Source organism: Methylorubrum sp. POS3 (assembly GCF_043352485.1).
Taxonomy (GTDB): Bacteria; Pseudomonadota; Alphaproteobacteria; order Rhizobiales; family Beijerinckiaceae; genus Methylobacterium; species Methylobacterium suomiense.
In genome coordinates, this window is the sequence record NZ_JAPRBT010000001.1 from 3,441,936 (window position 1) to 3,454,168 (window position 12,233).

The following is a 12,233-nucleotide window of genomic DNA, read 5'->3' on the forward strand; positions in this document are numbered from 1 at the left end:
CCTGCGCCCTCCTCCGAGGGCAACCCTCAGCGCCGCCATCTCAGGATGAGGGGAGGGGCGGAATGTTTCGTCCCGCCCTTCCGAGAGAATCAGCCCGCGAGCTTGGCGGCGATGCCGGCCACGTGGCGGCCCTGGAAGCGGGCGCCGTCGAGTTCGACCGCGCTCGGCTGGCGCGAGCCGTCGCCGTCGGCGATGGTGGTGGCGCCGTAGGGCGAGCCGCCCTTCACCTGCTCGACGCCGTTCTGGCCGCCGAAGCTGTAGGGCAGGCCCACCACCACCATGCCGTGGTGGAACAGCACCGTGTGGAAGCTCGTCAGCGTGGTTTCCTGGCCGCCATGCTGCGAGGCGGTGGAGGTGAAGGCCGAGCCGACCTTGCCGACCAGCGCCCCCTTGGCCCAGAGGCCGCCGGTCTGGTCGATGAACTGCTTCATCTGCGCGGCCATGTTGCCGTAGCGGGTCGGCGTGCCGAAGATGATCGCGTCGTAATCGGCCAGTTCCTCGACGGTGGCGATCGGCGCCGCCTGATCGAGCTTGTAGTGGAACTGCTTGGCGACCTCCTCGGGCACCAGCTCCGGCACGCGCTTGACCGCGACCTCGGCCCCGGCCTCGCGGGCGCCCTCGGCGACGGCTTCCGCCATCCGCTCCACATGGCCCCAGGAAGAGTAGTAGAGAACCAGTACCTTCGCCATCGCGCGCAACTCCTCGTGTCCGGCCGCAGACCCGCGGCCCCGTCGAATGCGAACGGAGTATGGGGGCTCGCCCCGCTTGCAGAAATGCCCTCGTCTGCAAGATGATCCTTGCACGGATGCAAGAGCGTGATGCCGGGAGGGGCGGGCGATGACGGTCGCGTGGGACGAGTTCCGCCTCGTACGGGCCATCGCCGAATGCGGCGCCCTGGCGCCCGCGGCGGGCCAGCTCGGGATCAATCCGTCGACCGCCTTCCGGCGGCTGGCGGCGCTCGAGGCGGAACTCGGGGCGCGGTTGTTCGAGCGTCATCGCTCCGGCTACGTGCCGACGCCCGCGGGCGAGGCGATGGTGGCCGCCGCCGCCCGGATGGAGGAGGAGGCCGCCCGCTTCGATCGGGAGGTCGCCGACCGCGCCTCGGTGCCCTCGGGGATCCTGCGGGTAACGGCGCCCGCGGGCCTCGCCATCGACCTCATGATGCCGATGCTGGCCCGTTTCCGGGCACGCTATCCGCGGGTGCGGCTCGACCTCGTCGTGTCGGAGGAGGCGCTGAACCTGTCGCGGCGCGATGCGGACGTGGCGTTGCGCGCCACCCGCGAGCCGCCGGCCAACCTCGTCGGGCGGCGCCTCTCGGGCGTGGCCTGGGCGGTCTACGGTCCCGTCGAGGGCGATTTTGCCGCGGACCCGCCCTGGGTCAGTCCGGACGAGGGCGTGGCCGGGGGGCTGTTCGCCCGCTTCGTCGCCGAACGCGCCCCGCCCGAGCGGGTCGCGCTGCGGATCAACACCGTCCAGGGCCTGTGCGAGGCGGTGGCGGCGGGCATCGGCATCGGCGCGCTGCCCTGCTACGTCGCCGATCCGCATCCGGCTCTGCGCCGCCTGTCCGGCCCGGAGCCCGACCTGGCGGCCGAACTCTGGCTCCTGACCCATCCCGACCTGCGCCGCTCGGTGCGGGTCCGCGCCTTCCTGGAGCACGCCGCCGCCGAGATCGCGCCGCTGCGGCCCGCCCTGGAGGGACGGATGGCGGAAGGGTTTTTTGAGACCCCGCAACACGCCGCGGTCACCCGTGGTTGAGGCGCGCAGGCAAGGGCATCGGGATGGCTCGGCGCGAACGGCGCCGCCCGCAGCGGGCCTCGGCTTGCAGCCTAAGGCCGCGCACGCGGCCGCCGGCGCCTGAGGCAATCGAGAGGACATCAATACAATTGCGCCGGGGGCCTCTCCGCCTGTATAAGCCCCCATCCCCTCATTCATCGCGACATGGGATCCTCCGGGCTCGAAGCCGGAGGTCGCGGGAAGCCCGTTTCCGCCGAGCCCGACCCGTGGCGCGACGTCCCGAACGACACGCGATTCGTCTGGAGTTTGCCCGATGTCCCAAGGTCCGCTGATGCCCAAGGCGACCGCCGTGTGGCTCGTCGAGAACACCTCGCTGGCCTTCGAGCAGATCGCCGATTTCTGCAAGCTGCACCCGCTCGAGGTGAAGGGCATCGCCGACGGCGAGGTCGCCGCCGGCATCAAGGGTCTCGACCCGATCACCACCGGCCAGCTCACCCGCGACGAGATCGAGAAGGCGCAGAAGGCCCCCCATTACCGGCTCAAGGTCGCCGTCTCGAAGGTGAAGCTGCCGGAGGTCAAGCGCACCACCAAGGGGCCGCGCTACACCCCGCTGTCGCGCCGCCAGGACCGGCCGAACGCGATCCTCTGGCTGATCCGCAACCATCCCGAATTGAAGGACGCGCAGATCATCCGCCTCGTCGGCACCACCAAGTCGACGATCCAGCAGATCCGCGAGCGCACCCACTGGAACTCCAGCCAGCTCTCGCCGCTCGATCCGGTGACGCTGGGCCTGTGCTCGCAGATCGATCTCGATTTCGAGGTGCAGCGCGCCGCCAAGGACCGCCCTGCCGTGGTCCAGGCCGATGGCGGCGCCAAGCTCCTGCCGACCGAGGTCTCCACCGCCCCGGCCGCCGAGGCGGATGCGGAGGACGAGGATCTCAACGCCGACGCGGTCTTCGCCAAGCTCAAGGGCATGAGCCGCATCGACGAGGACGACGAGGACTAGTTCCGCTTCACTCCCGGCTCGTCGTCCCGAACCTCGACTTCGCGGCGACGGGCCCCCGACCGTGACCCAAGACCCCTCGTTCCGGACGCGATCCGGGGCGAGGGGTTTTTCATGCCGCGATCATCGGTTTTGACGGACCGAGGCACAGCCTCGCTCCGTGCATGGGCGCGTTTCGTCCTGCGGAAATCGGCCAATATTTGGCACGAAGCGTGCTGCAGGCGGATGTTCTCTGTCGATGGATGATTTAATTCTTGGGGCGCGGGGCGAATGATCTCGTGGGCGCGTTGGCTGAGAGAAACGTCGCGGTGTCGCGACGTTTCTCTCGGTTTCTGTGCCGCATCGGCTGTCCTCCGAAAGCCGGCACCCACTTTTGGGCCGATGCTCTAGCAATCGAGGAGGCGTCCGATGTCTTACTGCGCGCAGCCATTCATCATCCTGGCCGAGACGGGGGCGGAGCTGCTTCGCCAGACCCGGCATCAGGCGGCGAGCGCGATGTGCCTCGCCGACGATTGGGCCGAAGCCGGGTATCGCAACGTGCGGATCGTCAACGGGGCGGGGGCCGAGCAGGACCGCCGGCAGTTCCGCGAGACCCTGACGCTCGTGAAGCAGGCACGCAAGCGCGCCCTCGCGATCTGATCCGCGCGGCCCCCAAGGCGCCGTGCCGAAGGCCGCCCCAGAGCATCCGCCCGAAAGGTGGGGGCCCGCCTTTCGGAAAAGATGTTGCAGTACAGGATTTTAGAGAATCATCCCGGATCCGGAATCCGGGACGGTTCCCTATGAGGGGAGACGCTCGATCAGGCCCTGGATCTCCCCGGGCAGGGGCGTCCGGTCGTGGCGGGCGTAGAGGTCGCGCAGCTGCCGGCCGATCTCGGCCAGGCTCATCGAGCCCTTGATGATCAGCCGGTCGGCCTGGGCGCCGAGGCTCTCCTTCTCGGACGGCGTGATCTCCTTGGCGGTCAGCACCACCACCGGCACGTTGCCGTCCGGCCGCCCGCGCAGGGCCCGGAGGAAGGCGAAACCGTCCATCACCGGCATCATCAGGTCGAGTAGGATGAGGCTCGGCCTCGCCGCATCGAGGCTCTCCAGCGCCTCGGCGCCGTTGCCCGCCTCGCGCACCTGCCAGCCGTCGCGCTGGAGGGTGCGGCGCACCCGCTCGCGGGCATCCTCGTCGTCGTCGACGATGAGCACGCTGCCCTCCTGCTCGGCCGGCCGGTAGCGCTCCATCGCCTCCTTCAGGGCGCTCCAATCGACCGGCTTGACGAGATAGTCGGTGGCGCCGAGCACGTGGGCGAGGCTGAACTCGTTGACGACGCTCGTGATGATGACCGGGGTCTCGGCGATGTCCGGATCGGTGCGGATCGCGTGCAGCACCGCCCAGCCGTCCATGCGCGGCATCTCGATGTCGAGCAGGATCGCCCGCGGCTTCAAGGCGCGCGCCAGGGTGAGGCCGGCCCGCCCGTCATTGGCGGTGCGCACGCGGAACCCCTCGCGCTCGAGGAAGCGCTGGAGCAGGTCGCGGGCGGCAGGGTCGTCGTCGACGAGGAGCACCACGTCGTGCAGATGGGCCTCGCCCGCGGTGATCTCGTGGACGCGGGCGGCCACGGTCTCGGCCGCCTCCTCCTCCTCGCGCACCGCCAACTCGGCGGGCAGGCGGATCGTGAAGGTCGCGCCCTCGCCGAAGCGGCTCGTCACGCCGATGCCCCCGCCCATGCGCTCGCAGAAGGCACGGGTGATGGCCAGCCCCAGCCCGGTCCCGCCGAACTGGCGCGTGGTCGATTCGTCGGCTTGGCTGAACCGCTCGAACAGCCGGCCCATCTGCTCGTCCGTGAGGCCGATGCCGGTATCCGAGACGGAAAAGCTCATCCAGTCGGTGCCGTCCTCCGCGACCCGGCGCACGGTGAGCGTGATGTCGCCGTCCTCCGAGAACTTGGCGGCGTTGCCGATCAGGTTGATCAGCGATTGCCGGAGCTTCAGCTGGTCCTGATGCATCGTGCCGAGGCCGTCGCCGGACTCGTCTCCGAGATCGAGATGGAAGCGGTTGCGCTTCTTCGCGATCAGGCTCTGCGTGGCGGCGGAGACGTCGTCGATCAGGGTGGCGACGTCGAAGGACTCGGCGGAGAGCGTCATGCGCCCGGCCTCGATCTTCGAGATGTCGAGCACGTCGTTGATGAGTCCGAGCAGGTGGCGGGCCGAGGACTCGATCTTGCGCAGGTCCGGCAGCAGTTCCGCCTGGCCCAGATCCTCCAATTCCTCGCCGAGCATCTCGGAATAGCCGATCACCGCCGAGAGCGGCGTGCGCAGCTCGTGGCTCATGTTGGCCAGGAACTGGCTCTTGGCGAGGTTGGCGGCCTCCGCCGCCGCCCGGGCGCGCTCCGCCTCGGCCTCGGCCTCCTTCCGCACGGTGACGTCGATGTTGAGCCCGACCCATTCGCGGATCGTGCCGTTCTCGGCCAGCACCGGCACGCCGCGCACCTCGGTGTCGCGCCATTCCCCGTCGTGGCGGCGCAGCCGGTACTCGATCGCGTAGGGGCGCACCGCCTCGACGCATTCGGCCCACACTTCCGCGGCCCTGGCGCGGTCGTCGGGATGGACCGCATCGACCCAGCCCCAGCCCTGATAGGCTTCCTCGCTCTGGCCCGTATAGGCGGCCCAGCGCGGCTGCGGCGGCATCAGCTCGCCCGCGGCGGTGGTGTTCCAGATCACCGCCGCGGACGCATCGATCAGGGCGCGGAAGCGCTGCTCCGAGAGGCGCAGGGCGTCCTGCGCCTGACGCGTCTCGGTGATGTCCGTGTTGGTCCCGTACCAGCGCTCGACCGTGCCGTCGGGGCCCCGCACCGGCTCGGCGAGCGACAGGAACCAGCGGTACTGCCCGTCGCGCCCGCGCAAGGGGAACGTGTCCTGCCAGGATTCGCCGGCCGCGATGCAGGCGGAGAAGCGGGCGGCGGCACGGTCCAGATGGTCCGGGTGATGCAGCCGGCGCCAGCCGTGATCGGCCATCTCGGCCGGCGTTGTGCCGGTGTAGTCGTACCAGCGGCGATTGTACCAGAACAGGTTGCCCGTGCCGTCGGCGATCCAGGCGAGCTGGGGCAGCGCATCGGCAAGGTTGCGGAAATCGGTCTCCCTCGGCGGGACTGGGGAAGAAACCGGCGAAGGGACCGGTGAAGGAAGCGGGTGGTCGTCGCGTGCCGTCACGGTGTCGCTCCCACGGTGTCGTTCTCCATCGTCCGCCCCCGGTTCCCGCCCCGCATCGGCTCGGTCCGAAAGCCGGTCCCCGCCTTTCGGGCCGATGCCCTCGGCTCCTGTGCCGCATCGGCTTGCTCCGAAAGCCGGTCCCCGCCTTTCGGGCCGATGCTCTAGCGCCGCAGCCGGTTGCCGAGCACGAAGCCGAACAGGCCCATCAGCACGATGCCAACGGCGCCCTGCGCGCCGACGAGCAGGTTGGTGATCCGGCCCTCGGGCTTTACCCCGATTTCCGGCGGATTGGCGGTCAACATATTGAGGGCGCTGTAGCTCACGAGGTCGAGGGGGTTGTAGGTCGGCACGCCGCTGCCCTCCCGCGACAGGCCGCCGGTCGCCCCGTAGGCGCCCGCGAACAGGATGATGCCGATGAGGAAGGCGCGGGCGATCCGCGAGAGACTCTCGCCGTAATCGCACAGCCACTCGACGAAGCGGTCGGCGATCCAGCGATAGCCGTGCGCGATCACGCCGCGCGGATCGCGGGCGGACAGGGCCTGGCGCGCCTGGACGCCCGCGTGGCGCCGGCCCATCCGGCGTCCGCGCTTATAGGCCCAGCTGGCCCCGACATGGTTGCCGATGCTCTGGAGGTTGCGTTCGAGGGCGAGATAGCTCGCCTGCGCCGCCTCGTACTCGCCCGCCGCCTCCTCGCCGACAGCGCCGCCGAGTTGCTCGTGGGAGAAGCGCACGCCTTCCAGCCACGCGCCCGCGAAGCGGGCATGCTGCAGCCGGCAGCCGGTCAGGTCGAGCCGCACGAGGCTGGTGCGGGAGAAATCGGCGTCCGAGAGATCCGCCCCGTCGAGGCGGCAGCCGGCGAGGTTGGCGCCGCGCAGGCGGGAGCCGACGAGGCGCGCCTTCTTCAGGCTGGCGCCCTCGAAATCCGCCCCCGTCAGGTTGCAATCGGACAGGTTCGCCTCGTCGAGGCGGGCGGCGCGGAACACGGAATCGTCGGCATCCGCCCCGGTGAAGTCGGTGCCCCACAGGTCGGCTCCGGGGAAGCGGGCGCCGTCGAGGAGCGCCTTCCGGAAGGAGGCGAAGCGCATCACGGCCTCGGAGAAATCGGCATCCTCCAGCATCGCCGCGCCGAAATCGGCCTGCCCGCCCGCGACGCCGCGGAAGCGCGCCCCGGAGAGGTCGGCCTCGGAAAAGTCCGCCTCCTCCAGGCAGGCGCCCTCGAAACCCGCCGATCGGGCGAGGACCCCGCCGAGCCGCGCCCGCCGGAGATTGGCCCCCGACAGGTCCGTCTCCTCCAGCTTGGCCTCCGCGAGGTCGGCGCCGCCGAGATCGAGCCCGCCGGAGCCCGCGGCCCACCACCGGGGCGGCGCGAGGGGGTCGATCCGGGATTCCAGCGCGGCACGCCCCAGAGCCAGCCCGGCGAGTCCGGCCCGGCCCGCGCCGTCGAGCGGTGCGGCGCCGGCACCGACCTGCGCGAGAAGGGCGGCGACGCGCGGATCGTCCTCCGCCCCACCATGTTGCACGCCCGCGTCCCGCACCATATCCCACCCTCGCGCCGTCCGCCGGCCGCCCGCACGATCGATACAGGCAGGCCGCCCTCGATGGCGAGATGCTTGCACCGCGGCGATTGTGCGACCGGCGGGCGTTCCGCGCGTTAGTGCGACGCGCCGCATCGGCGCGAGAGGGGATGGGCGGGCGTGTCGGGCAAGATTCTGCTGGTCGAGGACCACGAGGAGATCTGGGACTTCCTGTCCCGGCGCCTCAAGCGCCGCGGCTACGAGGTGGTGCTGGCGCATGACGGCGAGGCGGGCGTTCAACAGGCCCGCGCCGCCCAGCCCGATGTGATCCTTCTCGACATGAACCTGCCGGTGCTCGACGGTTGGTCGACCGCCCGCGCCCTCAAGGCCGGCGGCGACACCCGCGCGATCCCGATCATCGCGCTGACGGCGCATGCCATGTCGGGGGACCGCGACAAGGCGATCCAGGCCGGCTGCGACGATTATCACGCCAAGCCGATCGATTTCCCCAAGCTCCTCACCCAGATCGGCGCCGCGATCGGAGCGGCGTCCTGAGCGTGGGAGGGGCAGGCGCCTCCACCACCCTTTCTCCCCCGCACCCCCTCATCCTGAGGTGCCGCGTGAGCGGCCTCGAAGGAGGGCTCCCGTATGCGCGCGATCCCTGGAACCCTCCTTCGAGGCTCCGCTCCGCTTCGCACCTCAGGATGAGGGGGCGGGTGGGAGAAGCGGAGGCCGACGCTGCCCTTCCCGACACACAGGCGATGGTTCGATGAGCGACGATCCGGTCACGGCGCGCCTGATGCGGCGGGCGCTGCCGGTGGTGACGGCGCTCGCCTCGCTGCTCCTCGTCGTGACGCTGGCCGGGGCGCTCTATCTCGGCCGCGACATCCTCGTGCCGGTGGCGCTCGCCATCCTCCTGAGCTTCGTCCTCCTGCCGGCGGTGCGGGCGCTGCGGCGCTGGCGGGTGCCGCGGGTCGCGGCCGTGCTGGTCGTGGTGCTGCTGGCCTTCGGCATCCTGGCCGCGGTCGGCGGCCTGATCGCCCGCGAGGCGGCCCAGCTCGCCACCGATCTCCCGCGCTACTCGCTGACCCTGCGCGACAAGATCACGGCGTTGCGCGCCGCCACCGCCGAGCGGGGCGGGCTGTCGGACAGCTTCTCCGGCTTCTTCGACATGGCCGAGGAACTCGGCAAGGAGTTGCAGCCCCCCGCCACCGAGGCCGCCGGGGACGCCCGGCTCGGCACCGCCGAGCGGCCGATGCAGGTCGAGATCCACGCGCCGCGCTCGGGCGTGCTCAAGACGCTGGGCTCCGTCGCGGGCGGCGTGCTGCATCCGCTGGCGACCCTCGGCCTGATCCTGCTGTTCACGATCTTCATCCTGCTGCAGCGGGAGGATCTGCGGAACCGCGCGATCCGGCTGGCCGGGTCGAGCGATCTGCGCCGCACCACCGCGGCCATCGACGACGCCACCGGCCGCCTCAGCCGGCTCTTCCTGGCCCAGCTGATCCTCAACCTCGCCTTCGGCGTGGTGATCGGGATCGGGCTCTGGGCCATCGGCGTGCCGAGCCCGATCCTGTTCGGCGTCATCGCCGCGATCTCCCGCTTCGTGCCCTATATCGGCGCCGTCATCAGCGCGGTGCTGCCCTTCGCCATCGCGGTCGCGGTCGATCCCGGCTGGTCGATGGCGATCCAGGTCGCGCTCCTGTTCGTGATCGTCGAGCCCATCGCCGGCCACGTGGTCGAGCCGCTGCTCTACGGGCACTCGACCGGCATCTCGCCGATGGCCGTGATCCTGGCCGCCACCATCTGGACCTTCCTGTGGGGGCCGATCGGCCTCCTGCTGGCGACGCCGCTCACCGTCTGCCTCGTGGTGCTCGGGCGCCATGTCGAGCGCTTGTGGTTCCTCGACGTGATCCTCGGCGACCGGCCGGCCCTGGGGCCCCAGGAGATCTTCTATCAGCGGATGCTCGCGAGCGATCCGGACGAGGCGATCGAGCAGGGGCGGCTGTTCCTGAAGGAGCGGGCGCTCGTGACCTATTACGACGAGGTCGCGCTGGCGGCCCTGCGGATGGCGCAGGAGGACGCCGCCCGCGGCAGCCTCGACCGGGACCGGCAGGCGCAGGTCGGGTCCAACGTGCGCGCCGTCGTCGAGACGCTGGGCCAGGTGCGGGGCCGTGGCCTCGCCCTCCTCGGCCGGCGGCGGCAGAAGCCCGGCAGCGCCGAGGCCGAGGCCGCCCTCGCGGCGGTGGGGCCGGACCGGAGCGACGCGGCGGTCGTCCTGCGGTCGGAGGATCTGGCGCCCGGCTGGCGCGGTGCCGCGCCGGTCCTCTGCGTGACGAGCGGGGGCGCCTTCGACGAGGCCGCCACGCTCATGCTGGCCCAGACCCTGACCCGCCACGGCCTCACCGCGCGGGTGGTGTCCCGGCAGGACCTCGCCGCCCTGCCGCCGGGGGAGCGGCCGGCGATGATCTGCTTCTCCTATCTCGACCCGATCTCCCTCTCGCAGGTCCGTCTGACCCTGCGCCGTGCCCGGCAGGCGGTGCCGGGGGTGAGCGTGCTGGTCGGCTTCTGGCGCGAGCGCGACCCGGCCTCCCTCGGGCGCCTGCGGCGACAGATCGCCGCCGACCGCCTCGTCACCTCGCTGGGCGACGCGCTCGGCGCCGCCCTGGAGCAGGCGCGGGCCACGCCCGAGCCGATGCGTCAGGCGGCGGAGTAGGGCGGCCGCCTCTCCGCAAGGGGGAGGGGAATCGCGCGCTGGACCGCCGCCCGGCGCGGGACTACTCCGGCAAGGTTCCGGCAAGGTTCCGGCACGACTCCGGACAGGCGGGAGGCACCCCGGGTGACATCTGACGACAGGCCCGAGATCCTGCTGATCCGCCAGACCCGGCCGGACGTGGCCGAGCGGCTCGGGCAGCGCTTCCGCCTGCATCGGCTGGACGCGGCGCCCGACCGCGACGCGGCTTTGGCCGAGATCGGCCCCCGCATCCGCGGCCTCGCCGTCGGCGCGATGACCCCGATCGATGGCGCCCTGTTCGACCGTCTGCCGAACCTCGAGATCGTGTCGAGCTTCGGCGTCGGCTACGACACCATCGATGTCGGCGAGGCCGCGCGCCGCGGCATCTGCGTCACGCACACGCCCGACGTGCTCTCCGACGAGGTGGCCGACCTCGCGCTCGGCCTCCTGCTCGCCACGGTGCGGCGCATCCCGCAGGCCGACCGCTACCTGCGCGCGGGCCAGTGGCGGCAGGCGAGCTTCCCGCTCACCACGAGCCTGCGCGAGCGCCGGGCCGGCATCCTCGGCCTCGGGCGGATCGGCCGGGCCATCGCCACGCGGCTCGAAGCCTTCGGCGTGCACGTCGCCTATCACGGGCGGCGGCCGCAGGACGACGTTCCCTACGCCTATCACGACAGCCTGATCGGGCTGGCCGCCGCCAGCGACATCCTGATCGTAGCCGCCCCCGGCGGGCCGGACACCCGGGGCATCGTCGATGCGGCGGTGCTGGCGGCCCTGGGGCCGGAGGGGATCGTGATCAACATCGCCCGCGGCAGCCTGATCGACGAGGCGGCGCTGACCGCCGCGCTCAAGGCCGGCACGATCCTGGGTGCCGGTCTCGACGTGTTCGCGAACGAGCCGCACGTTCCGGAGGATCTGGCCGCCCTCGACAACACGGTGCTGCTGCCGCATGTCGGCTCCGGCTCGCATTACACCCGCGCGGCCATGGGCCGGCTTCTGACCGACAACCTGTTCGCGTGGTTCGACGGGCAGGCGCCCCTGACCCCGGTCCCGGAGACGCCGGCGCGGGGCGGGCGGTGACGATGGGTTCCATGACGATGCGTTCCGTGCCGCGTTCCACCGCCCTCGCCCTCGCCGCCCTGCTGTCCCTCGTCTCCGTCGCGGCCTCGGCGCAGGACGCCGCGCCGCCCTCGGATGGACGGGGCAATGCGACCCGCGCCGTTCCCCCGGAAGCGGCGCCTCCGGACGCCGCCCCTGGCGCTCCCTTCGCCGTCACGCTGCCCGACACCCTGGCCGGGGCGGTCGGCACCTGGGATCTGGCCATCACCGGCGGGCCGCGCCGCTGCGTGCTGACGCTCTCCGCCGAGAGCGGCCCGAGCGGCCGGGTGGTGCGCTTCCCCGCGGGATGCCGCCGGGCGCTGCCGATCCTGTCGGGCATCGCCGGCTGGCTCTACGTCCAGGAGGGCTTGCGCCTCATCGACGGCAATGCGCGGCCGATCCTGAGCTTCGCCCGCGAGCCCGACGGCCGCAGCCTCGGCGCCACCGCCGGGAACGGCGACCGCTACAGCCTCGTGCCGCTCCAGATCGCCGCCATGCGGCCGGCGGCCGAGAGTCCTGCGGCCTCGCCCGCCGCGGCGGCGGAGCCGGCGGTCGCTCCGGCGCCCCCGGTGGACGGGCCGGCGCCGGGCCTCTACGCCCTCGACCGCGCCACGCAGAAGGACGTCTGCCGCGTGGAGCTGTCGCCGCCCGACGGGCTGGCCAAGGACACGGTCAAGGACGCCCCCAAGGACGCTCCGCTGCGCATCCTGCCCGGCTGCCGCGACAGCGGGATCACCGTGTTCGATCCCGTCGCCTGGCGCTACGCCGCCGGTCTCCTGACGCTCAAGGCCCGCCGCGGCCACGCGGTGAATCTCGTCCCCCTCGGCGACGGGCGCTGGCGCCGCGACCCCGATATCGGGGTGACGCTGGTGCTCAGGAAGGTCGAGCCGTAACGCCGCCGGAGCCTCTAGAGCGTGCTGCATTTCTACGGAAACAGCGGCACGCTCTATCTGTTTGT

The 12,233-nt window shown here is 71.7% G+C and carries 10 protein-coding genes; 7 read left to right on the forward strand and 3 right to left on the reverse strand.

Annotated elements, in window-relative coordinates; translation table 11 throughout:
- Window positions 1–89: 89 nt before the first annotated feature.
- Window positions 90–689 (reverse strand): NAD(P)H:quinone oxidoreductase, encoded by a 600-nt coding sequence (wrbA, locus tag OWC43_RS15925; protein ID WP_137830981.1) that lies wholly within the window; start codon window positions 687–689, stop codon window positions 90–92.
- A 148-nt stretch (window positions 690–837) separates the two neighbouring features.
- Between wrbA and OWC43_RS15930 the strand changes: the two genes are divergently transcribed.
- From OWC43_RS15930 to OWC43_RS15940, 3 genes are all read left to right on the forward strand, one after another.
- The gene (locus OWC43_RS15930; RefSeq protein ID WP_393957372.1) at window positions 838–1,755 is read left to right on the forward strand and encodes a LysR family transcriptional regulator; all 918 of its coding nucleotides are present in this window, start codon (window positions 838–840) and stop codon (window positions 1,753–1,755) included.
- A 292-nt stretch (window positions 1,756–2,047) separates the two neighbouring features.
- The gene (locus tag OWC43_RS15935; protein WP_137830979.1) at window positions 2,048–2,740 is read left to right on the forward strand and encodes a DUF1013 domain-containing protein; all 693 of its coding nucleotides are present in this window, start codon (window positions 2,048–2,050) and stop codon (window positions 2,738–2,740) included.
- Between the two features lie 405 nt (window positions 2,741–3,145).
- Entirely contained in the window at window positions 3,146–3,376 is a 231-nt protein-coding gene (locus tag OWC43_RS15940; protein WP_393957374.1) for a hypothetical protein, read from the forward strand.
- 138 nt (window positions 3,377–3,514) lie between these two features.
- Here OWC43_RS15940 and OWC43_RS15945 read toward each other — a convergent pair whose 3' ends face one another.
- On the reverse strand, window positions 3,515–5,932 hold the full coding sequence (locus OWC43_RS15945; RefSeq protein ID WP_393957375.1) for a response regulator: 2,418 nt from the start codon (window positions 5,930–5,932) through the stop codon (window positions 3,515–3,517).
- Window positions 5,933–6,093: 161 nt separating this feature from the next.
- On the reverse strand, window positions 6,094–7,452 hold the full coding sequence (locus tag OWC43_RS15950; protein ID WP_393958572.1) for a pentapeptide repeat-containing protein: 1,359 nt from the start codon (window positions 7,450–7,452) through the stop codon (window positions 6,094–6,096).
- Window positions 7,453–7,626: 174 nt separating this feature from the next.
- Here OWC43_RS15950 and OWC43_RS15955 point away from each other — a divergent pair, with 174 nt between their 5' ends.
- The 4 genes from OWC43_RS15955 (at window position 7,627) to OWC43_RS15970 (ending at window position 12,168) form a co-directional block, all read left to right on the forward strand.
- The gene (locus OWC43_RS15955) at window positions 7,627–8,001 is read left to right on the forward strand and encodes a response regulator (protein ID WP_137830976.1); all 375 of its coding nucleotides are present in this window, start codon (window positions 7,627–7,629) and stop codon (window positions 7,999–8,001) included.
- A 214-nt stretch (window positions 8,002–8,215) separates the two neighbouring features.
- Entirely contained in the window at window positions 8,216–10,159 is a 1,944-nt protein-coding gene (locus tag OWC43_RS15960) for an AI-2E family transporter (RefSeq protein WP_137830975.1), read from the forward strand.
- A 123-nt stretch (window positions 10,160–10,282) separates the two neighbouring features.
- Complete coding sequence (locus tag OWC43_RS15965) at window positions 10,283–11,257, forward strand: 2-hydroxyacid dehydrogenase (protein ID WP_393957376.1); 975 nt, start codon at window positions 10,283–10,285, stop codon at window positions 11,255–11,257.
- Between the two features lie 2 nt (window positions 11,258–11,259).
- The gene (locus tag OWC43_RS15970) at window positions 11,260–12,168 is read left to right on the forward strand and encodes an AprI/Inh family metalloprotease inhibitor (protein ID WP_393957378.1); all 909 of its coding nucleotides are present in this window, start codon (window positions 11,260–11,262) and stop codon (window positions 12,166–12,168) included.
- Window positions 12,169–12,233 lie beyond the last annotated feature (65 nt).